Below are 22,160 nucleotides of genomic sequence, written 5' to 3'. Positions count from 1 at the left end.
ATCGGCGGGATGGCCATGTCGCGGCAAGGTGCGCGTTATCTGCTGCTGGGCCCTGCGGGGCTGTGGTATGCGGCGCTGCTCGTGCTGCCGCTGGCTGTTGTGCTGGTCTATTCCTTTGGCGAGCGTGCGGCGGCGGGGGGCTATGCCCCCGCCTTCACGCTGGCGCAATATGCCAATCTGGGAAGCCGCTGGACGGCTTTCCAGAACACGCTGGTCCTTGCGCCTGCGGGCACGCTGGCGGCCCTGCTGATCGCCTATCCGCTGGCCTATTACCTTGCGGTGCGGGTCGATCCGAAATGGCGCACGGTGCTGCTGGTGCTGGTGATCGTGCCGTTCTGGACGTCGATCCTGATCCGGTCCTATGCGTGGATCTATCTGCTGGGCGGGCGGGGCATCCCGCAGTTGCTGGCCGATCTGGGGCTTGGGGACTGGCGGTTGATCAACACGCCCTTTGCGGTGCTGGTGGGGATCATCTACGGCTATCTGCCGCTGATGGTCTTTCCGATCTATGTGAGCCTTGAAAAGCTGGACAAGCGGCTGCTGGAGGCGGCATCGGACCTTGGCGCGCCCCCGTGGCGGCGGTTCGTGCAGGTGACGCTGCCGCTGTCGTTGCCCGGGGTGGCGACGGGGTCGATGCTGGTCTTCATCCTGCTGATGGGCGAGTATCTGATCCCGCAGATGCTGGGCGGTGGAAAGGTCTTCTTCGTCGGCAACGCGCTGGTGGACCTGTTCCTGCAATCGCGCAACTGGGCCTTCGGATCGGCGATGGCCGTGACGCTGGTGGCGACGATGCTGGTGGTGGTTACGGTCTATATGCGGTTTCTCAAACGCATCGGCGCGGCGCGCGACGATGTCGGGCTGATGTGAGGGGGCGATGCGGATCTACGCCCTTTCCGTCTACCTGTTCCTGTACCTGCCCATCGGGATCATCGCCCTGTTCAGCTTTTCGGCCGGACGGTCGGCCAGCCAGATGCAGGGCTTTTCGCTGCAATGGTACGGCAAGGCGCTGTCGAACCCGTTTGTCATCGACGCGCTCAAGACCTCGGCCACGGTTGCCTTCACTTCGGCGGTGCTGGCGTCGGTTTTCGGGACGATGGCGGCACTGGCGCTGGCGGGGATGAAGGGGCGGTTGCGGGCGCTGTTCGACGCGATGGTCTATGTCGCCATCATGATCCCCGGGATCGTGATCGGGATTGCCACGCTGATCGCGCTGGTGACGGTGTTCGACGGCGTCAATCCGTGGCTGGAGCCGTTGACGGGATACCGGCTGTCGATGGGATTTGGCAGTCTGACGGCGGCGCATGTGCTGTTCACCATGTCGCTGGTGATCGTGATCGTGCGGGCGCGGATCGAGGCGCTGGACCGCACGCTGATCGAGGCGTCGGGCGATCTGGGGGCCGGGCCGGTCGCGACCTTCTGGCAAGTCACGCTGCCATTGCTGTCGCCTGCGATCCTTGCGGGGTTCCTGCTGTCCTTCACCTTCAGCTTCGACGATTTCATCATCGCGTTTTTCGTGGCGGGGTCGGAGACGACGCTGCCCATCTACATCTTCTCGTCCATACGGCGCGGCGTGACGCCGGAGATCAACGCCATAGGGACGATGGTGATGGGGGCATCGCTGCTGCTGCTGGTGGTGGCGCAGGTGATGTTGCGGCGGGCCGGCGGGAACAACAGGACATGAAGGGGGAGGGCAGGGCGATGAACGGCTGCCTTGAAGGACGCGTCGTCCTTGTGACCGGCGCAGGGTCGGGGATCGGGCGGGCGGGTGCGATTGCCATGGCGGGCGAGGGGGCGCTGGTGGTCGTGACCGATCTTGACGCGGGGCTGGCCGAAGCGACGGCCGGCGCCATCACGGATCAGGGCGGGCGGGCAGAGCACCGCCCGCTGGATGTGCGTGACGATGCCGCGGCCCGCACGCTTGTCGACGAGGTGCGCGCGCGTCATGGCCGGATCGACGTGCTGCATTCCCATGCGGGTGTGCAGATCGCGGGGCGGCTGGAGGAGGTGACGGCCGCGCAGATGGATCTGTCATGGCAACTGAATGTGCGATCGCATTTCGTGCTGGCGCAGGCCGTCTTGCCCGCGATGCGGTCACAGGGCGGGGGGTCCGTCATCGTCACGGCGTCCAATTCCGGCTGCCAGTATGATCGCGGCATGATCAGCTATGCGACGACCAAACACGCCGCCGTGGCGATGGTGCGGCAGATGGCTGCGGATTACGCGCGCGAGAACATCCGGTTCAACGCGCTGTGTCCCGGATTTGTCGACACGCCCTTCAACGCGGGGTTCGAGCGGCAGATGGGCGGGCGCGAGCGGCTGGAGTCCTATGTGCGCGACACGATCCCCATGGGGCGCTGGGCCAGTCCCGAAGAGATCGCCGACGGGATCGTGTTTCTGGCATCGGACCGGTCGTCCTTTGTCACCGGTCTGGCCTTGGTGATCGACGGGGGCGAGGTGCTGTGACGGGGTGCACCGCAGGGGGACGGTCAGCCAGCCTTTGACTCGGAATCGCGGGGAGACGTCCCCGCAGGCGGCTGCCGGAGCCACCGCTTCGGCCCGTGACGCGGTCGTGCGTGGCGCCGCGTGACAAGAAGGTGGCGCGGTGGCGCCCAAATTTCCGCGCAATTAAGAAAGATTAATACGGACTTGAAACAGGTCCGGACCCGCCGCAGCGCGAAACGGGCCGAGAGGCAGGTTTTGTGCAGGCGGGTGCGTCCGAATGGCGACGATGATCTCAGGGCTTGGCGGAAGCGCGGGCTATGGGGAGCAATCCTTCAAGACCGCGACCGTTTCGGGCAATCTTGATGACGGGTTCGTCAACGTCAACGTGACCTCGATCTTCGGGTCGGGCGGCATGACGGTCGGCGGGACCGGATATACCAGCCTTTTCATCAGCTCCAACGGTCTGATCACCTTTGGTTCGGGTGTCACGACCTATACGCCGTCATCGCTGACCTCGCTGGGACAGCCGTCGCTGGCCCCGTTCTGGACCGATATCGACATCAGCAAGGGGGGCGACATCTACTGGGATCTCGATCCCGTCAATGGCAGGATCACGATCACATGGCTGAACGTGGCGCCCTATACGGGGACGGGGCAGAACAGCTTTCAGGTTGTTCTGACCTCGACCGGCAGTGGCGACTTCACGGTCGAATACATCTATGAAAACATAGGTTTCACCAATGGCTATGCCGGCCATGCCACGACCGGTTTCTATGACGGCACGACCCAGACCCTGCTGGAAGGGTCGGGCGATCCGGCCATGCTGTCGACCTATGCGACCAACGATTTCGACACCAACGATCCCGCAGGTGTCTACGGGCTGGGCTTCGAGGGAGGCAGCAGTTTTGTCGGAGACGGGATCGTCGACGGCACGTCGGGCAATGACGTCATCGGTGCCGCGTTCACGGGCGATCCGGACGGGGACAGGGTGGATGGCGAGGATGCCACGGGCCTTGCCGGAACGACGGGACATGACGATTACATCCGCGCCGGTTCGGGGGATGACACGGTCAATGCGGGTCTGGGCAATGACATCGTCTTTGGCGACGCCGGCCGTGATGCGGTTTTCGGCGGATACGGGGCTGACACGCTGTCGGGCGGGGCGGGGAACGACTCGGTCGATGGCGGATCGGGAAATGACAGCCTGTCGGGCGGCGATGGCGACGACACGCTGGTCGGCGGGGCCGGAGCGGCGGGGGCCACCTATGCGCCGGTCTATACGGAAGTCACCCTTGCCACGCAGGAGATAGCCGGAACCTCGGGCCGACCGGAATTCACGGTTCGGACGTGGTCGAACGAGAGCAACCTGACCACCGGCAGCAACAGCGGCGTGAGCGGGTTCCGGATCGGCAACGGGGATTCGAACGAACTGCACACGCACATGGCCTCATCGCGGCTGGCGGGGGGACAGGTGCGGTTCAACGGGCTGGATTCGAACGAGGCGGCGACGATCCAGATCGACGGTGTCACGGTCAATCTGGCGACGGCGGTGGCCGACGGCAGGGTCAGTTTCAACGGTGGCGGCGTCTACGGGATCAACGGATCGGGTCAGATCGTCCGCATCGCAGGCACGGGATCCAACCCGTCGACCATCGGGACGCTGACGATCAATGTCCCCTATACCTCGGTGGGGATCCTTGCCTCGGGGTCGAACAACACGTCGAGTGCCGGATTTTTCTACGAGTATTTCGTCAACACCCAGCCTTTGCCAGTTGCTGCCGAAGCGGGGGGCGACGACCTGCTGTCGGGCGGGGCGGGCAATGACCTGCTGGAGGGCGGGGACGGAAACGACACGCTGGCGGGTGGAGAGGGCAGTGACCAGCTGACCGGTGGAGCAGGGGTCGATGTCGCCGATTATTCGGGGTCTGCCTCGGGTGTGACGGTTGATCTTGCGGCGGGGTCCGGATCGGCGGGCGATGCGGCGGGCGACAGTCTTGCCGGGATCGAGGCGCTTGCGGGGTCCGCGCAGGATGACCGGCTGTTCGGGGATGGAGCGGGAAATACGCTGTCGGGCGGGGCCGGTGATGATTCACTGGACGGGCGCGGCGGGGATGACCGGCTTTATGGCGGGGCGGGGCAGGACAGCCTTGTCGGCGGGGCAGGCGATGACCTTTTGTCCGGGGACGAGGGTAATGACCGTCTGGAGGGCGGCGAAGGCGCCGATACGATCATCGGCGGCGCGGGGGCGGATACGCTGGTCGGTGGCAACGATGGCGACGTGGTCGACGGGGGCGACGGCAACGATACGCTGGACCTGTCGGCCTGGGGCTGGCGCAATACCAATGTGGTCTATGACGCGGTCGATCGGCGCAACGGCTTGGTGCAGTTCCTGAACCAGACCGGCGCGGTGATCGGGACGATGCAGTTCCAGAATGTCGAGACCGTGGTGCCCTGTTTTACGCCGGGGACGCGGATCACGACGCGGCGGGGTGAGGTGGCGGTCGAGGATCTGCGGGCGGGGGATGCGGTTCTGACGCGCGACAACGGGTTCTGCCGGCTGCTCTGGACGGGGCGGCGCAGGCTGGAGCGGGCGGCGCTCCTTTCCGCGCGGGACGGGCTTTGTCCGGTTCGCATCAGGGCCGGTGCGCTGGGCAACGGGGTGCCTGCGCGGGATATGACGGTGTCGCCGCAACACCGGATGCTGCTGCAGGGGCTGCGGGCGGAGCTGCTTTTCGGAGAGCCCGAGGTGCTGGTTGCCGCAACGCATCTGACGGGGCTGGACGGGGTCGACAGGGTCTGTCCGGATGGTGTCACCTATGTCCATATCCTGTTCGACGGGCACGAGATCGTCTGCGCCGATGGCGCGTGGAGCGAAAGTTTCCAGCCGGCACGGCCGATGGTCGACGCGATGGACCGGACGCAGGCCGAAGAGATCCTGCAGATCTTTCCCGCGCTTGCCACGTCGCGGACGGCCTTCGATGCGGCGCGGTTGACGCTGAAGTCGCACGAGGCGCGGGCACTGCTGGCGGCCTGAGCGCGGTTCCGGACTGGAAGCGCGGGGTGCTTCGCGTCAAGGTGCGGGGCGGGTCGCGGCAGCAGGTCGCGCGCAGGAGGACAGGAGAGGCGGATGGCGAAGAAGGTCTGTGTGGTTACGGGTGCCGGGCGCGGGATCGGCGCCGCCGTGGCGCGCGAGATGGCGGGGCGGGGCTATGCGGTCGCGCTGATGTCGCCTTCGGAGAATTGCGAAAGGCTGGCGGCGGACCTTGGCGGCGTGGCGTGGCGCGGGGTGGCGCAGAGTGGGGACGATCTGAAGGGGATCGTCGATCTGGCCATGGCGACATGGGGACGGATAGACGCGGTGTTGAACCACACGGGCCATCCGCCCAAGGGCGAGTTGCTGGAGATCACGGACGAGAACTGGGATCTTGCCAATGACATGATCGTCAAGTCGGTGGTCCGTATGGCGCGCCTTGTCACCCCGATCATGGAGGCGCAGGGCGGCGGGTCGATCGTCAATGTCACCACCTATGCCGCCTTCGAGCCGTCGCCGTGGTTCCCGGCCTCGTGCGTGTATCGCGCGGGGGTGTCGTCCTTCACCAAGCTTTATGCCGACCGCTATGGGCCAAGGAATATCAGGATGAACTGCCTGATGCCGGGGTTCACCGACAGTCTGGATGTCGGCAAGTTCGCCGATCTGCCCGCGCTGAAACGCATCGCGCGGGTGGAAGAGCAGGCCAAGGCGGCGGCTTTCCTGCTGACAGACGATTCCTCCTATGTCACGGGGCAGAGCCTGCGGGTGGATGGCGGGATCACGCGTCACGTCTGAGCGCCTGCCAGAGGCCGCGCGCTGCTAATACACCCATTGGCGGAACAAATTTCTGCGCCCATCGGGCGGTCGCTAACATCTTCGGCGGACGGCGATTTCCGGCGGGGAGGCAGGGCATGACCGACGACATGCTGCACGTTATGGAATGGCATAACGGCGACAAGGTCTTTTCCCCGTTCTCGGGTGCCGAGATGGATCGCAGGCATCGCGCGATGCGCGAATGGATGGCCGCGCAGGGGGTGGATGCGGTCCTCTTCACCTCGTATCACGGGATTGCCCATCTGTCGGGCTGGCTTTTCTGCCAGTTCGGACGGCGCTACGGGATGGTGCTGACGCAGGACAACGTCACGACGATCTCGGCCGGCATAGATGGCGGTCAGCCTTGGCGGCGGGGCGTCGGCGGGAATGTCACCTATACCGACTGGCGGCGGGACAATTTCTATCGCGCGGTGCGGCAGTTGACGGCGGGCGTGCGGCGGCTTGGGATCGAGTTCGACACGGTGTCGATGGATTTCCGCCGCAAGCTGGAACACGCGCTGCCCGGTGTGGAGTTTGTCGATGCGGCGCTGCCCTCGATGTGGCTGAGGACGGTGAAATCGGCGGAGGAGCAGGCCCTGATCCGCGAGGGCGCGCGGATTGCGGATACCGGCGCCTTGGCGGGCGTGGCCGCCATCCGCGCGGGCGTGGGCGAGCACGAGGTCGCGATTGCCGCGACCAATGCCATGATCCGCGAGATCGCGGCGAGTTTCCCGCAGGTCGAGCTGATGGACAGTTGGACGTGGTTCCAGTCAGGGATCAATACGGACGGCGCGCATAATCCGGTGACAAACCGCGTGGTGCAGGCGGGGGATATCCTGTCGCTGAACTGCTTTCCGATGATCTTCGGCTATTTCTCGGCCCTTGCGCGGACCCTGTTCTGCGGGCGGGTCGATGCGGCCAGTCTGGACATATGGGAAAGGAACATCGCCGTGCACCGGCGCGGGCTGCAGCTGATCCGTCCCGGTGTGAAATGCTGTGACATCGCGGCGGAGTTGAACGGGATGTACCGCGAGTGGGGGATGCTGAAGTACCGCTCGTTCGGCTATGGCCATTCCTTCGGTGTGCTGTCGCATTACTACGGCCGCGAGGCGGGGGTCGAACTGCGCGAGGATGTGCAGACTGTGCTGGAGCCGGGCATGGTGGTGTCGATGGAGCCGATGGTGATGATCCCCGAGGGGATGCCGGGGGCGGGGGGATATCGCGAATGCGATGTCGTCATCGTCACCGAGGACGGCGGCGAGGTTCTGGGACAGTTTCCCAGAGGGCCGGAACAAAACGTCATCGGCGCATAAAAAAAGGGGCCGCCACGGCGGCCCCGAGTCGGGGAGCTATCTCTTTGAATCAGGCGAATTCCGTCTGCAGGGCCGAGAGGATGCCGCGGGTGCAGACCTCGAGCAGGATATGTCCCTTTTCGACCGAGGCTTCCTTGGGCGAGGAGAGCGTGCCGGAAATGGGGGTGAGCTCGGGGCGGACGGGATAGACGTCATAGGGCGGGAAGCTGGCAGGGGCCACATCCAGCGCGCGGTCGAGTTGGACGAGGTCGGGATAGAGCGCCAGCATGAGCGAGGTTTCCAGCACCCCGCCATGTTCCAGATCCCAGCCGGGGAAGCCGTCGGGATAGAGCTTGGTGATCGCCTCGGGGTCGACGAAATCCCAGTAGGACAGGACCACGATCTTCATGTCCGTGATGCCGTCCCAGCGCAATTCGCGCAGGGCGAGGTCGATGGCTTCGATGATGAACCACGAGTTTTCGAAATGGCCGTTCACCATGCAGATCTTGCGCGCGCCGTGGCGGGCGAATTCCTTGATCACGTCCTTGAGTGCGGCGACCAGGGTCGCGCCATCAAGGCTGGTGGTGCCGGGCATGTGGTTGCCGCCGCCGCATTTCTGCTGCGACTTGTAGCCATAGGTGAAAGGCGGCGCGACCAGCGCGCCCATGTCCACCGCGACGCGGCGTGCGAATTCGGTGGGAAGCAGCACATCGACATGCAGCGGCATGTGATGTCCGTGCTGTTCCATTGAACCCAGCGGGATCAGGATGGGCGTGCGCCCGTCCTTCATCGCCTCGTGGTAGTCGGGCCATGTGAGTTCGGAGGCGAAAGCGGAGGTGTGCTTCAAGCCGGGAGTGTGTTTCATCGCAGGCCTCGTGGATTTGGCGGTTGCGAGGAAAGTACTTGGCGGAAGGTGCATAAGGAAAATATATAGTCCCAATCACTGGATCAGGGGCGCAAATCCATGCCGGCTTTCACCAACCTGCCGACCGATCTGTTGCGGACCTTCATCGCGGTGGTGGAACTGGGCGGGCATTCCAAGGCAGGCGCCCTGCTGGGGCGCAGCCAGCCTGCGGTCAGTCTGCAGATACAGCGGCTGGAGGAGCTGGTGCGCGCGCCGCTGCTGTCGCAGGAGGGGCGGTCCATCCAGCCCACGCAGGCGGGCGAGGCGCTGCTGTCCTACGCGCGCGAGATGGTGCGGATCAATGACGAGGCGGTGGCCTATTTCCACCGCGCCACAATTGCCGGTGTGCTGCGGATCGGCTTGCCCACGGATTATGCCGTGAGCTTCCTGCAGGACACGCTGACCGCCTTTCTGAGTTCCCATCCCGAAGTGGAACTGGAAATCTACTGCGATCTGAGCCGCGAGTTGCACCGGCTGCTGCGGGCCGAGGAGCTGGACGTCATCATCGCCACCATGCCACAACCGCGCATGCCGTATCTGTCGCGGGCCTGGGTGGAGCAGCCGATCTGGGCGGCGTCCGAATCGTTCCGTCCGGTCGAGAACATGCCGGTGCCGCTGGGCGCGCATCTGGAGGGCTGCGATTACCGCGCGCGCATGATCGGGGCGCTGGAACAGCAGGGACGGCGCTGGCGGATCGTCTATACCAGTCCCGGGATTTCGGGCCTTCAGAACGCTGTCGCGAGCGGCCTTTGCGTGACCGCCCTGACGCAGGCGACGCTGTTGCCGGGGATGCGGCAACTGACCGAGGCAGAGGGTTTTCCCGTTCTGGATCCGCTGCGTATCGGCCTTTTCTACAAGCATCCGCGTCTGACGGCGTCCGGGCTGCAACTGGTGAGCGATCTGGTCGCCAGCATCGAAAGCGTGGGGGCCGGTATCCGCGTGCTGCCAAATTGAACCGCGCCAACGATAAGGTTGGCAAATGGATCAATTTCAATAACCGATTATGTCCTTGAGCGGTCCCCGCCTAACGTGAAGGCAATAAGAACCGCACTCACCAACAGGACAAACAGATATGACCAAGACCCACCTTTCCGGTGTGTCCGGTGCCGTCACGCGCCGGTCCCTTCTTGCCACCGGCGCCGCCGCACTGGCGATGCCCATGCTGTCGCGCCGCGCCTTTGCCGCGCCGACCGAGCTGACGATGCTGGCATGGTACGGCCATGCCGAGCCGGACATGGTTGCCGAGTTCGAGGCCGAGAACAACGTCAAGTTCGTTCCGAAATACTATACCGGCGGCGACAACATGCTGGGCCTGATCTCGCAATCGCCGGCGGGCACCTTTGACGTCATCCTGTCGGATGCGGAATATGTGCAGGCGCTGAACGCGGCGGGTTATGTCGAGGAGCTGGACCCGAACGATTACGCGCTGGCCGACTATTTCCCCGAATTCCAGAATTTCCCCGGCAACTGGCAGGACGGCAAGCTGTTCTCGCTCGTGGCGCGGTTCGGCTTCCTTGGCGTGGCCTACAACACCGACGCCCTGACCGAGGCGGAAGCGGCAAACTACAACATCTTCTGGGATCCGAAGCTGACGGGCAAGGTGGGCCATTTCGACTGGCATCTGCCGAACCTTGGCCAGATGAGCCTGCTGGCCGGCAATGCCTCGGCCTATGACATCGACGAGGCGGGCTGGGAGGCGGTCAAGGAAAAGACGCTGTCGCTGCGTCCGCAGGTCGGCGGGTTCTTCGACTATGGCGGCACCTTCTCGTCGCTGAATGACGGGCAGATGCTGGCCTTTGCGGGCATCGGCGACTGGATCACCGGCACGCTGGAAAAGAACGGCGCCAAGGTGCGCTCGGTCATTCCGGAGCAGGGCGGTCTGCAGTGGTCGGAATGCTTCTCGATCGGGAAAGGGTCGCAGAAGGCGGAGCTGGCCAAGAAGTGGATCCAGTACGTCACCTCGGCCAAGGGTCAGGCGAAATCGGCCCAGATGGCGGCCTATCCCGCGCTGATCCCGAACGCCAAGGGCTGGGAGGTGCTGCAGGCCGAAAATCCGGCCGAGGCCAAGCGTCAGGGTATGACCAAGGATGCGGGCAACGCGATGGACATGATCCGTGCGGGCCGCATCCAGTACCGCCAGTGGCCGATCCAGCAGGATCTGGAGACGTGGAACGACTTCTGGTCCGAGTACAAGGGCGCCTGACATGCGCGTCGGAGCTGCCATCGCAACAGCAGGGGGGCGGCGCAAAGCCGCCCCCCGTCTTGCAACACCAAAGACAGAGAAGCGCGCCATGCGATCCCGGCTGTCCCTATACGGTCTGACATTCTCGCTGCCGCTTCTTGTCTGGCAGCTTCTGTTCTTTGTGTTCCCGCTGGTCTTTCTTGTCGCGCTGAGCTTCTGGACGGTGAAGAACTTCACCATGACGCCGGACTTCGACACGGTGAACTGGGTGACCATGTTCTCGCGCGGGGTGTTCTGGCAGGCCTATGGCACGACCTTTGCGCTTGCCACCGTAGCAGCCGCGCTGACCAGTGCGCTGGCCTTTCCCTGCGCCTATGCCATCGCCTTCAAACTGTCGGATACGGCGCGGCGCTGGGCGGTGTTCCTGATGGTGATCCCGTTCTTCACCAGCTATCTGGTGCGGGTCTATTCCTGGCAGATCTTCCTGTCCGATGCGGGGATCGTGAACGTCATGCTCGGCTATGTCGGGCTTGGGCCTTATGGAATGCTGAACACCAAGGGCGCGACGCTGGTGGGCTATCTGACGCTGGCCTTTCCGCTGGTCGTGCTGCTGCAACTTTTCAGCCTTGCCTTCATCGACCGCAACCTGATCGAGGCGGCGCACAACATGCGCTGCGGGCGGATGCGGACCGTGTTCGAGGTGGTGATCCCCTCGGCCCGCGTCGGGCTGGTGATCGCGGCGCTGTTTGCCTTCATCCTGAGCTTTGGCGACTTCGTCAGCCCGATCTATCTGGGGGGTGGTGATCCGACCACACTGTCCATCCTGATCACTGACACCACGAAATCCGGCCAGCAATGGCCCCGCGCGGCGGTGATCGCGCTGACCATGATCGCGACGCTTCTAGTCGTGGCCTTTGTCGCCGTCCGCTTTGCCTATGCGGGTCGCGCATCGAAAGAGGTGGGGAAATGAGCGGATCGGAACATATCAACCGCAACCGCGCCGTGGACTGGGGGCTGAAGCTCTATGTCCTGCTGGCCTATGCCTTTGTCTTTGCACCGATCGCGGCGAGCTTCGTCTTCTCGTTCAACTCGGACCGGTTCCCGTCGATCCCGCTGGGCGATTTCACGCTGGACTGGTACCACGCCGTGGCATCCGACCCGCTGGTCTGGGAAGGGCTGCGTAACACGTTGACCGTCGGGGTGATCGTGGGCGTGATCTCGACCGCGCTGGGCTTCGGTGCGGCCTATACCGACTATCGCTACAAGTTCTTTGGCAAGCAGGTCTATCTGGCGCTGGCGCTGCTGCCGCCGACGATCCCGGTCATCATTCTGGGTCTGGCAATGCTGGCCTATCTGTCGCGGATCGATCTGTCGGGCAATGCGCTGTCGGTCATCATCAGCCATGTCGTGGTCTGCGCGCCCTTTGCCATGGCGGTGATCCGGCTGCGGCTGAACCAGATGGACCCCGCGCTGGAACCCGCCGCCTGGAACCTTGGCGCGTCGGAATGGCAGACGATGCGGCATGTGATCCTGCCCTTCTGCAAGCCCGCCGTGTTCGGCGCGCTGTTCATCACGATGGCCGTGTCCTTCGACGAATTCGCCGTGGCGTGGTTCGTGTCGGGCCTGAACGAGACGCTGCCCGTCAAGGTGCTGGGCTTCCTTCAGGGGCAGGTCAGCCCGCGCATCAACGCCATCGGCACCTTTGTCTTTGTCACATCCATGACGCTTGTGATCCTTGCCCAGCTTCTGCTGACGGGTCGCGGCGCGAAAGCCCGCCTTGCTGCGGCCGGACAGGAGTAAATCGGATGGAACGCGATACGCTGGTTTCCTTTGAGGGAGTGGTCAAGCGGTTCGGCAACTTCACGGCCGTGCAGCGGATGGATTTCGAGATCAAGAAGGGCGAGTTCCTTGCGATCATGGGATCGTCCGGCTGCGGCAAGACGACGACGCTGCGGATGCTGGCGGGTCTGGAGGCACCGACCGAAGGGACGATCCGCCTGTCGGGCAAGCCCATCAACCATCTGCCCACCTGGCAGCGCGACACGCCGATGGTGTGGCAGAGCCTTGCGCTGTTCCCGTTCCTGAACGTGCGCGAGAATGTCGAGTTCGCGCTGAAGATGCGCGGCGTGGGCAAGGCCGAGCGGCGGCGGCGCGCCGAGCAGTGGCTGGACCGGATGCAGATCTCGGAATTTGCCGAGCGCAACATCGCGCAGCTTTCGGGCGGGCAGCGGCAGCGCGTGGCGCTGGCGCGGTCGCTGGTGGTGGAGCCGGAAATCCTGCTGCTGGACGAGCCGCTTTCGGCGCTGGATGCCGCGCTGAAGGTGCGGATGCAGGCGGTGCTCAAGACGCTGCAGCGCGAGACGGGGATCACCTTCGTCTACGTCACGCACAGCCAGTCCGAGGCGTTCTCGATGGCCGACCGCGTGGTCATCATGTCGCGCGGCGTGATCGAGCAGATCGGCACCCCGCAGGAGATCTATCGCACGCCACGCACGAAGTTCGTGGCGGATTTCCTTGGATCGTCCAACATCTTCAGCGGCAAGGTCGCCTCGGTCAGCGAGGGGGCGATGGAGATCGACGCGCCGTCGGGCCGGATGCGGCTGGCCCTGCCCGATACCGCCCGCCGGTCGCGTCCCGTGCCGGGATCGACGGCGACGGTGACGGTGCTGGACACGCGGATGGGCCTGTCGGTCGCGCGTCCCGCCGATGCGGTGAACGTGGTTCCGGCCAAGGTGATCGGCGAGGAATTCGTGGGCGCGACCGCGACGCTGTATCTGGAGACCGACCACGGTCAGGAAATCCGTGTCCAGATGGGTCACGAGGCGCTGGAGAACCTGCCGGTCGGGATCGGCCAGCGGCTTTACGCGCACTGGTCGCCCGCCGACGGCCACCTTGTCGCCGAGGTCTGAGATGCGCCCGCCCCTTGGCATGCTGCCGCTTGGAAGCATCGCCGGGGGGCGGTTCGCCCCGCTGATGACGGACACCAGCGCAGGAGGGTCTGCCATGTCGCATATCTTCATCGATGCCGCCGGAATGCGGCGGGTCCGCACGCCCGTTGCCCCCGCGCGCCGGGCGTCCCCGTCGCGGTTCGCGGCGTGGGTTCGGGCGGTGCTGGGTCTGCGTGTGACGGGCTAGGCGGTCTACGACCATTCTCCACTTGAGCGGTGGCCCGCAACGGGGCAGCATTCCCCGTGGCGCGGGGTGTTGCAAGTCCGTGCCTGAGGCCTGCGTGAACCGGGGGAGGACGGGATGCGCGACCGCGACCATGTGCACGAGATCGACAGGGTGCTGAACGGGTCGCCGTCCGGCAGGGACGAGGTCGTGGCGCAAAGCTGGCGGCGCTGTGTCGAGGAATACGGGCTGGACCCCGCGCGCCCCAGCCCCGCCCATATCGTGACCGAAACCCAGTTGCGCGAACACCGCGAGCAGTCCGAGCGACTGATCGCCATCGCGCGCAGCGGGCTGGAGGCGCTGTTCCGCCAGATCGCGGGGCAGAAATACGTGCTGTTGCTGGCCGATGCCAAGGGCGTGACGGTCGACTATTTCGGCGATCCGAAATTCGAGGACGAGTTGCGCCGCGCGGGGCTGTATCTGGGATCGGACTGGTCCGAGACGCTGGCGGGCACCTGCGGGGTGGGGTCGTGCATCGTGACCAAGGAGGCAATCACGATCCACCAGAGCGACCATTTCGACCTGACCCATACGCCGCTGTCCTGCACCGCCGCGCCGATCTTCGACACGGGCGGCAATCTGGCGGCGGTGCTGGACATCTCGCTCTTGCGGTCGCCCCAGCCGAAGATCAGCCAGAGCCTTGCGCTGAACCTTGTGAAGGCGAGTGTGCGGCGGGTGGAGATGGCGAACCTGATGGCGATGAACCGCGGCGACTGGGTGTTCCGCTTTTCCACCAGCCCCGAGTTTCTGGATGTGGACCCGGATGCGGCGGTGGCGCTGGACGGATCGGGGCGGATCATCGGCATGACGCATGGGGCCGAGACGGTGCTGCGGCGACAGGCAGCGGGTCCGGTTCTGGGCGAAAGGATCGACCGCTTTTTCGACCTGTCGGTGGACAGCCTGCCCGACCTGATGCGGGGGCGGCCGACCGAAGAGCGGCTGATCCAGTTGCGCGACGGGCAGGGGATGTTCGGCCATGCCATCGCCCCGCAGTCCGAGAGGATGCCCGCCGTGGCGCGATCCGGCATGGCTGCGGCCTTCCAGAGCATCGGCGGGGCCGATCCGGTGATCCAGCGCCTTCTGGCCGAGGCGGCACGATTGGCACCGACGACAATTCCCTTGCTGGTCGCGGGCGAGGTCGGGACGGGCAAGGACCGGCTGGTGCGGGCGATCCATACCGCACAGGGCGGCAGCCGTCCCTTCGTCACCTTGCCCTGCGCGGGGCCTGCCGCAGGCTGGGAAGTGCTGGCTGAGGCTGCGGCGGGTGGCACGTTGTTTCTGGACGCGCCCGAAGATCTGGGCGTCGAGGGGCAGGGGCGGCTGCTTCAGATCATCGCGGGCTTCGATGCACTGCCACTGCGCCGCCGCCCGCGCCTGATCACCGCCAGTGCGGCTGACCTTGCGGGCATGGTGCGGGGCGGGGCGTTCCGCGCCGATCTGTTCTTCCGGTTGGCGGCAGTCACGCTGACCCTGCCGCCCTTGCGGCTGCGGCAGGATTTCGACTGGCTTGCCGATCGCATGATGCGCCAGTTCGGCCATCTCCGCCCCGATACGCTGCGCCTGTCTCCGGCTGCGCGGGCCGAGTTGAAGGCACGGCACTGGCCGGGCAACCTGCGGGAACTGGCCAATACGCTGGAGGTCGCGGTGGCGCTGGCCGAGGGATCGGTGATCGACCTTCCCGACCTGCCGTCTGCCCCGCTGGCCGCCGAGGCCGGAGCCCCGGAATCGCTGGCGGCCATCCTTTCCGCTTGCGGGGGGAACATGTCGCTGGCGGCGCGGCGGATGGGCGTGAACCGGTCGACGATCCTGCGCCGTGCGCGGCGCGAGGGGCTGTTGCCGCATTGAACGGCTGCGCGTTGCAGCCTGTGTTGCGGGCGATGTTGCGCGTGCAACAGGATGGGCCGGAAAGTGTGTTGCGCGGCTGCGGCAGGCCATTCGGTCCGTGACAGCGCGGCCCGCTGCCGCACCCTTGCACCAGCAAGAGCGAAAAAACGGGAGGAACAAATGCTCGACACCACCGCGAATGCCGAGGTGCAGGGAGTGCTCGACACGTTCGGGGCGGCGCTGGAGCGGGGCGACATCGCCGCCGCCCTGGCCTGCTTTCAGGACGACTGCTATTGGCGCGACCTTGTCACCTTCACCTGGAACATCCACACGAGCGAGGGGAAGGATGCAATTTCGGGGATGCTGAAGTCGCAGCTTGCCACGACCAAACCCACGGGATGGAAGATCGCCGAGGGAGAGACGGCGGCAGAGGATGGCGGCGTGACGACCGCATGGATCGAGTTCGAGACGGGCGTCGCGCGGGGCTATGGTCTGGTGCGCCTGATCGGCGGGAAAATCTGGACGCTGCTTACCACGATGGTGGAGCTGAAGGGGCATGAGGAGCACAAGGGCTTCAACCGGCCGCTGGGGGCCAAGCACGGCGCGGGCAAGCACCGGCCAAGCTGGAAGGAAGAGCGCGAGGCCGAGGCGCGCGAACTGGGCTATACTAGGCAGCCTTACGTCCTGATCATCGGCGGCGGGCAGGGCGGCATCGCGCTGGGCGCGCGGCTGCGGCAACTGGGCGTTCCGGCCATCATCATCGAGAAGAACGAAAAGCCCGGCGACAGCTGGCGCAACCGGTACAAGTCGCTGTGTCTGCATGACCCCGTCTGGTACGACCACCTGCCCTATATCAAGTTCCCCGAGAACTGGCCCGTCTTTGCGCCGAAGGACAAAATCGGCGACTGGCTGGAGATGTACACCAAGGTCATGGAGCTGAACTACTGGGCCAAGACCACCTGCAAGTCGGCCAAGTATGACGAGAAGACCAAGGAATGGACGGTCGTCGTCGAGCGCGACGGGCAGGAGGTGACGCTGCGCCCCAAGCAGCTGGTGCTGGCCACCGGCATGTCGGGCAAGGCGAATGTGCCGACCTACAAGGGGATGGAGACATTCAAGGGCGACCAGCACCATTCGTCGCGCCATCCGGGGCCGGATGCCTACAAGGGCAAGAAGGCGGTGGTGATCGGGTCCAACAACTCGGCCCATGACATCTGCGCGGCGCTTTGGGAAAATGATGTCGATGTCACCATGGTGCAGCGGTCGTCGACGCACATCGTGCGGTCGGATACGCTGATGGATATCGGGCTGGGCGGGCTTTATTCCGAACAGGCGGTGCGGTCGGGCATGACGACCGAGAAGGCGGACCTGATCTTCGCCTCGCTGCCCTACAAGATCCTGCACACCTTCCAGATCCCGCTTTACGAGAAGATGAAGGAGGTGGATGCCGACTTCTATGCCGGACTTGAAAAAGCAGGGTTCTGGCTGGACTGGGGCGCCGACGGGTCGGGGCTGTTCATGAAATACCTGCGCCGCGGGTCGGGCTATTACATCGATGTGGGCGCCAGCCAGTTGATCATCGACGGCAAGATCAAGCTGGCGCATGGCAACGTGAAGGAGATCGTGCCGGATGGCGTGGTGCTGGAGGATGGCACCAAGCTGGAGGCGGATGTGATCGTCTATGCCACGGGCTACGGGTCGATGAACGGCTGGGCGGCGGACCTGATCGGCAAGGATGTGGCCGACAAGGTGGGCAAGTGCTGGGGGCTGGGGTCGGACACGCCCAAGGACCCGGGGCCGTGGGTTGGCGAGCAGCGCAACATGTGGAAACCCACGCAGCAAGAGGCGCTGTGGTTCCACGGCGGCAACCTGCACCAGTCGCGCCATTATAGCCAGTTCCTGTCGCTGCAACTGAAGGCGCGGATGGAGGGGATCGACACGCCGGTCTATGGCGTGCCCGAGACCTATCATCTGGGCTAGCGCAAATCCGGCCTGCCGTGGCGACGCGGCAGGCCGGGCCTGTCCGGTCAGGCGCGCAGCGTCTGGATAAGGGTGCTGTCCGGCACGCGGGCCAGCGCGGCGCGGATCGTGGCTTCGTCGGGCATGAGGCAGGCCGCGGTGGATAGCGCATCGGCAATGGCGGCAGAGGGGGCTGCCACCGAGACGGAGCGCCAGACCGGAGGCGCGCTGTCGCCCGTGCGCGGGTCGAGGATGTGGCCGACCTGTCCCCTCGGGTCCAAGACCGTGCCGCGCGGCGCGGATGTGGCCAGCGCCTGCGCCGCCAGAGGATGCAGCGTCCCGTCCGGCAGATGGACGGGCCAGCGGCGGGGGCCGAGAGCCTGCATCTCGCCGGTGTCGATCAGGACGTCGGTCAGACCTTCGCCCTGCAACAGGCGCGCGATGCGGTCGGCAACATAGCCTTGGGCGATGCCGTTCAGCGTCAGCGCCATGCCCCGCGGCAGTGTCACGCGGTCGGCATCACGGGCCACGCGGTGCCAGCCGGTAATGGCCAGCGCGGCGCGGCGTTCGGCTGCGGTCGGGGGGCGGCCGGCGGTGGCGGCTTCGGCCTGCATCTGCCAGAGCCGCTGCACCGTGGGATCGAAAAGGCCCTCCGTCGCGTCATGGATGCCCGCCGCGATGGACAGGCATTCCAGCAGTTCGAAGGGCGGCGCGTCGATGTGGCCCGTGGCGTTCAGCCGCGACAGGGTCGAGTTGGCGCGGTAGAGGCTGAAGATATCCTCCAGCCGGTCGATTTCCCCTGCGGCGCGGGCGGTCAGGGAGGCGGCCTCGGGGTGGGTCAGCCGGATCGTCGCGGCAGAACCCATGGCGGTGCCGGTCCAGACGAAGGGCCGGGCTGCGTGGGCCGGTCCGGACAGGGCCAGCGCGGCGGTGATCAGCAGAAAGCGGCGGCGGGTGGTCATGTCAGCCCCCTTCGTGGGAATGGGACAGCGCGCGCAGGCGGGCGTCGAAGTCGGGGTCGTCACCGGCGACGATGGTGTCCCCTTGGGGTGCGATGACGGCGTCGTCGGGGACCTGATCCAGTGTCACCACCGTGCCGCCATAGTCTGCGGCAAAGGCCAAGGCGCGGCTGCGGTCGGCAAATGGCACCAGTTCCGCCGCCCCCATGCCGCCCGTCCGCGACGATCCGATGACATAGAGGGCCGTTTCCGCGCCGGTCCAGTTCATGCGCCCCGGCTCTTCCCATGTGGCCGCCGGAGCGCCCATGTCATTGACCCAGATGGCAAGGATCTTGTGGTCGCGTTCGGGCAGGCGCGCATAGGCGATGGCGTCGCTGACCTGACTGAAGAACAGCGGCGCGCCGGGCAGGCCTTCGAGATGCACCTGCGCCTTGGGGCCGGGGTGTTCGGTCAGGTTCATCTGGCAGTAATGGCCGATGGTTTCAGCGGTCAGCGCGACCGGATCGGTGGATTGCGCCATCTCCTCCTTGCAGGCAGATAGCAGAAGCAGGGAAAGGATGAAAAGCTTTTTCATGGGGTCACCCGACGGAAGGCGGTCACTGCAAGGGCCAATGCGGCAACAGGCCAGAGGAAGATCGACAGCGCCGATTGCCAGAGGGGAAGCGTAGCGGCGGCACCGCCCACGCCGGCCGCAGCGGCGGTGGCCTGCGCGGAGGCAAGGTTGAACAGCCGGAAGGCATCGGCGGGATTGGCCAGCAGGAGGCGCGGAAAGACATGTTCGGTGAAACTGCCGCCCTTGTCTGCGACGACCGCTGCCAGAAGGCCAAGATCGTAAAGCACGATCAGCCCCAGCCACAGGCCCACAGCCAGCCCGGCCGCGCCCGACGGTCGCCGCGAGAGCGCCGAGAGTGCATAGCCCGCCCCGAGGAAAGTCGCGCCGAGCAGGACCGACGTCCATGTCAGCCGCCAGAGCGCGGGCAGCCCCTCCGCCGCCCCGGGGTCGGTCCAGAATGCCGCTACCGCCGCCGCGCCATAGCCTGCCACGACCGCGAGCGACAGCACGGACAGATGCGCCAACCCCTTGCCCGCCAGCAGTTCCGCCCGTCCTGCGGGATAGGTCAGCAGTAGCGGAAGGGTGCCGCGTTCCACCTCTCCCGCCACGGCGTCGAAGGACATCAGGAGCGCCACGAGCGGCACCAGATAGACCGACAGCGAGGTGAGGGATGCCACCGTGACCGACAGCGCATCCACGCCCAGCTGACCCGTGGGGGCCGAGCCTGCGGCAGAGAGGACGAGCGAGAAGACGACCATCAGGGCGATGGCGATGGCGACCCAGCGGTTTCGCAGGGCGATGCGGAATTCGACATGGGCGGTGGCGAGGATGCGGCGGATCATTGGCCGTCCCTTTTGCTGTAATGGGTGTAGATGTCCTCGAGGCTGGGCGGCACGATCTCGACATCCGCAAGCTTGGGGCGCAGGTCTGTGATGCGTGCCAGCAGGTCCAGCTTTTCGCCTTGGGTGCAGGTCAGGCGCAGGTCCGCGCCCGTGCGGATCGCTGCGGGCAGGGCGGCGGCGATGTCGGTTGCATAGCCGTTGATCGCGGTCAGGTGCATCTGGACGGGAAGGTCGGCGGCGCGGCGCAGGTCGGCCATGCTGCCTGTCGCCATCAGACGGCCCTTTGACAGGATCAGGATGCGGTCGGTGCGGGCCTCGACCTCTGTCAGGGCGTGGGACGAGAGGAGGATCGCGGTACCGTCCGCCGCCATGCCGTCGAGCAGCGTATAGAAGTCGCGCCGCGACACGGGGTCGAGGCCGGAGGTCGGTTCATCAAGCACCATCAGGCGGGGCCGCCCGATCAGCGCCTGTGCCAGACCCACACGCTGGCGCATCCCCTTGGAATAGGTCCCGATCCGCCGCCGCGCGGCATGGCCGAGCCCCACGCGGTCCAGCAGTCCGGTCGCAACTGCGGGGTCCTGCCCGCGCAGGCGCAGGTAGTGGGTGATCTGTTCCAGTCCCGTCAGCGCTGGGTGGAAGGCCGCGTTCTCGGGCAGATAGGCCACCTGATCGCGCGCCTCGGCCGATCCGGGGGCGGCGCCGCAGACCGTGACGCTGCCTTCGGTTGCGGGGATCAGGCCGAGGATGATCTTCATCAGCGTCGACTTGCCCGCGCCGTTATGGCCCAGAAGCGCCACACGCTCGCCCGCTGCCACGCTGACCGACAGGTCGGTCAGCGCCGCCACCCCGTCGAAGCGTTTAGTGAGATGCGAGATCGTCAGTATCGGTGTCATCTTCGGTTCCTTGCGCCCAGCGACCGCGGGTTCCGGCTTCCATCGCGGCGATGTCAGCGGGGACGGGCAGGTCGGTCGGAGCCATCAGCGGTGCACTGTCGACCACGCCGCCGGGAAGGGTTGCGGGAAAGCTGGACTGGCTCCAGCGGATCAGTTGCACGGCAGGTGCGCCGGTCAGCAGGGCGGCGGCGGGTTGGGACCACAGGATGTGATCCATCAGGTCGTTGGGGCGGAAGACGCCATCGGCGATGCCGTCGCCGTTCAGGTCATAGGCGGGATGGTCGGACCAGTAGTTGCCGCGTCCCTCATGGCTCCACTCCATATGGCGGGTGCCGACGTATTTGACCTGTTCGCGGTTGCCGACGAAGGCGTTGCCGGTCAGCACGTTGCGTTCCGACCCGGCGGTGAAGTGGATGCCGATGCCGCAGCCTTCGAAGCGGTTGCCCCAGATCAGGTTCTTGTTGGCGTTGTAGATGAAGAGGCATTTCTTCTGCCCGCCGCGCACCAGATTGCCGGTGACATCGGCGCTGTTGGCGAAGTTCAGCATCAGCCCGTGTTCGCGGTCGTTCAGAGAGCGGTTGTCGCGGATCACCACCCGGTCCGAGAACATGATGGCAAAGCCCAGATGGTTGCCGATGGAGATGTTGCCCGACACTTCGGAGTCGTGGGTGTACATGTAGTGGACGGCAAAGCGCAGGTCGCGCATGAGGTTGTCGCGGTAGGTCCCCTTGCGCGAGGCGTTGGAGAAGATGCCGTCGCGGCCCCAGCGGATATCGTTGCCTTCGACCACGGTGCCGGGGGCGTTCCAGATGTAGATGCCGTTGCCGCGCTGGTTCATGCGGGCGTCGCGGCGGCCTTCGATCGTGTTGCCGCGCACCTGCGCGTCGTGGCCGCCATGCACGTCGATGCCGTGCATGTTGCCGGTCAGGCGGTTGCCTTCGATCCGCGCGCGGTCGGCGCCCTTGACGATCTTGATGCCCGCGTCGAGGTTCTGGTTCGCGCCCCCCGATCCGGTGACGGTGACGCCCGTTACGGTGACGTCATCGGCGGTGATGGTGACGACCGTGCCCTGTCCCTGACCGTCGATGACGGTGGCGGGGCTGCCTTGCAGCGTCAGGGGGCGGTCGATGGTGACGGGGCCCAGATAGGCCCCGTCGGAAAGGCGCAGCACATCGCCGGGGGACGATCCGGCGATGGCTGCGGCCAAGGTGCCTGCCCCCGGCGGCACGTCGATCTGTCCGGCCCAGAGGGGCTGGGCCAGAAGGGCGGTCACGAGGGGCAGAAGGAGGCGCATC

At 65.7% G+C, this 22,160-nt stretch carries 20 protein-coding genes; 14 read left to right on the top strand and 6 right to left on the bottom strand.

Annotated elements, in window-relative coordinates:
- The first annotated feature begins 9 nt into the window (after nt 1-9).
- From GU927_RS07485 to GU927_RS07460, 6 genes are all read left to right on the top strand, one after another.
- Nucleotides 10-867 (top strand): ABC transporter permease, encoded by an 858-nt coding sequence (locus tag GU927_RS07485; protein WP_161761727.1) that lies wholly within the window; start codon nt 10-12, stop codon nt 865-867.
- A gap of 7 nt (nt 868-874) precedes the next feature.
- The gene (locus GU927_RS07480) at nt 875-1,681 is read left to right on the top strand and encodes an ABC transporter permease (RefSeq protein ID WP_161761726.1); all 807 of its coding nucleotides are present in this window, start codon (nt 875-877) and stop codon (nt 1,679-1,681) included.
- Entirely contained in the window at nt 1,678-2,463 is a 786-nt protein-coding gene (locus GU927_RS07475) for an SDR family NAD(P)-dependent oxidoreductase (protein ID WP_232489147.1), read from the top strand. Before GU927_RS07480 ends, GU927_RS07475 begins: the two co-directional genes overlap by 4 nt.
- A 256-nt stretch (nt 2,464-2,719) precedes the next feature.
- Entirely contained in the window at nt 2,720-5,476 is a 2,757-nt protein-coding gene (locus tag GU927_RS07470; protein ID WP_161761725.1) for a Hint domain-containing protein, read from the top strand.
- 93 nt (nt 5,477-5,569) lie between these two features.
- Nucleotides 5,570-6,268, top strand: coding sequence for an SDR family oxidoreductase (locus tag GU927_RS07465; protein ID WP_161761724.1), 699 nt, complete (start codon nt 5,570-5,572; stop codon nt 6,266-6,268).
- Nucleotides 6,269-6,384: 116 nt separating this feature from the next.
- Entirely contained in the window at nt 6,385-7,599 is a 1,215-nt protein-coding gene (locus GU927_RS07460; RefSeq protein WP_161761723.1) for an aminopeptidase P family protein, read from the top strand.
- Nucleotides 7,600-7,648: 49 nt separating this feature from the next.
- Here the strand turns inward: GU927_RS07460 and GU927_RS07455 are convergent, their stop codons facing one another.
- A complete protein-coding gene (locus GU927_RS07455) occupies nt 7,649-8,443 on the bottom strand; it encodes a creatininase (RefSeq protein ID WP_232489146.1) in 795 nt (264 codons plus the stop codon).
- Nucleotides 8,444-8,542: 99 nt separating this feature from the next.
- Between GU927_RS07455 and GU927_RS07450 the strand changes: the two genes are divergently transcribed.
- The 8 genes from GU927_RS07450 to GU927_RS07420 all read left to right on the top strand — a co-directional run bounded on the left by GU927_RS07450 (nt 8,543) and on the right by GU927_RS07420 (nt 17,639).
- On the top strand, nt 8,543-9,436 hold the full coding sequence (locus GU927_RS07450; RefSeq protein ID WP_161761722.1) for a LysR substrate-binding domain-containing protein: 894 nt from the start codon (nt 8,543-8,545) through the stop codon (nt 9,434-9,436).
- A 118-nt stretch (nt 9,437-9,554) separates the two neighbouring features.
- The gene (locus GU927_RS07445) at nt 9,555-10,685 is read left to right on the top strand and encodes a polyamine ABC transporter substrate-binding protein (RefSeq protein WP_161761721.1); all 1,131 of its coding nucleotides are present in this window, start codon (nt 9,555-9,557) and stop codon (nt 10,683-10,685) included.
- Nucleotides 10,686-10,773: 88 nt separating this feature from the next.
- On the top strand, nt 10,774-11,634 hold the full coding sequence (locus tag GU927_RS07440) for an ABC transporter permease (RefSeq protein WP_161761720.1): 861 nt from the start codon (nt 10,774-10,776) through the stop codon (nt 11,632-11,634).
- The gene (locus GU927_RS07435) at nt 11,631-12,464 is read left to right on the top strand and encodes an ABC transporter permease (protein ID WP_161761719.1); all 834 of its coding nucleotides are present in this window, start codon (nt 11,631-11,633) and stop codon (nt 12,462-12,464) included. Before GU927_RS07440 ends, GU927_RS07435 begins: the two co-directional genes overlap by 4 nt.
- Before the next feature lie 5 nt (nt 12,465-12,469).
- Nucleotides 12,470-13,573, top strand: coding sequence for an ABC transporter ATP-binding protein (locus GU927_RS07430; RefSeq protein ID WP_161761718.1), 1,104 nt, complete (start codon nt 12,470-12,472; stop codon nt 13,571-13,573).
- Between the two features lie 94 nt (nt 13,574-13,667).
- Nucleotides 13,668-13,799: a hypothetical protein gene (locus GU927_RS20460; protein ID WP_269770109.1), complete on the top strand. Its 132-nt coding sequence runs from the start codon at nt 13,668-13,670 to the stop codon at nt 13,797-13,799.
- Between the two features lie 114 nt (nt 13,800-13,913).
- The gene (locus tag GU927_RS07425; protein ID WP_161761717.1) at nt 13,914-15,680 is read left to right on the top strand and encodes a sigma-54-dependent Fis family transcriptional regulator; all 1,767 of its coding nucleotides are present in this window, start codon (nt 13,914-13,916) and stop codon (nt 15,678-15,680) included.
- A gap of 159 nt (nt 15,681-15,839) precedes the next feature.
- Nucleotides 15,840-17,639 carry an NAD(P)/FAD-dependent oxidoreductase gene (locus GU927_RS07420; RefSeq protein WP_161761716.1) on the top strand — a complete coding sequence of 600 codons (1,800 nt, stop codon included), beginning with the start codon at nt 15,840-15,842 and terminating at the stop codon, nt 17,637-17,639.
- Nucleotides 17,640-17,686: 47 nt separating this feature from the next.
- Here GU927_RS07420 and GU927_RS07415 read toward each other — a convergent pair whose 3' ends face one another.
- The 5 genes from GU927_RS07415 to GU927_RS07395 are packed head-to-tail and all read right to left on the bottom strand — an operon-like array spanning nt 17,687 to nt 22,159.
- A complete protein-coding gene (locus GU927_RS07415) occupies nt 17,687-18,580 on the bottom strand; it encodes an FAD:protein FMN transferase (RefSeq protein WP_161761715.1) in 894 nt (297 codons plus the stop codon).
- 1 nt (nt 18,581) lies between these two features.
- Nucleotides 18,582-19,151 carry a nitrous oxide reductase accessory protein NosL gene (locus GU927_RS07410; RefSeq protein WP_161761714.1) on the bottom strand — a complete coding sequence of 190 codons (570 nt, stop codon included), beginning with the start codon at nt 19,149-19,151 and terminating at the stop codon, nt 18,582-18,584.
- Complete coding sequence (locus GU927_RS07405; RefSeq protein ID WP_161761713.1) at nt 19,148-19,972, bottom strand: ABC transporter permease; 825 nt, start codon at nt 19,970-19,972, stop codon at nt 19,148-19,150. The genes GU927_RS07410 and GU927_RS07405 overlap by 4 nt, the downstream gene beginning before the upstream one ends.
- Nucleotides 19,969-20,865 (bottom strand): ABC transporter ATP-binding protein, encoded by an 897-nt coding sequence (locus GU927_RS07400; protein ID WP_217765555.1) that lies wholly within the window; start codon nt 20,863-20,865, stop codon nt 19,969-19,971. The genes GU927_RS07405 and GU927_RS07400 overlap by 4 nt, the downstream gene beginning before the upstream one ends.
- Entirely contained in the window at nt 20,831-22,159 is a 1,329-nt protein-coding gene (locus GU927_RS07395; RefSeq protein ID WP_161761712.1) for a nitrous oxide reductase family maturation protein NosD, read from the bottom strand. Before GU927_RS07395 ends, GU927_RS07400 begins: the two co-directional genes overlap by 35 nt.
- Nucleotide 22,160 lies beyond the last annotated feature (1 nt).

The organism is Paragemmobacter amnigenus (genome assembly GCF_009908265.2).
Taxonomy (GTDB): Bacteria; Pseudomonadota; Alphaproteobacteria; order Rhodobacterales; family Rhodobacteraceae; genus Paragemmobacter; species Paragemmobacter amnigenus.
This window is presented reverse-complemented; position numbering and strand designations above follow the sequence as displayed.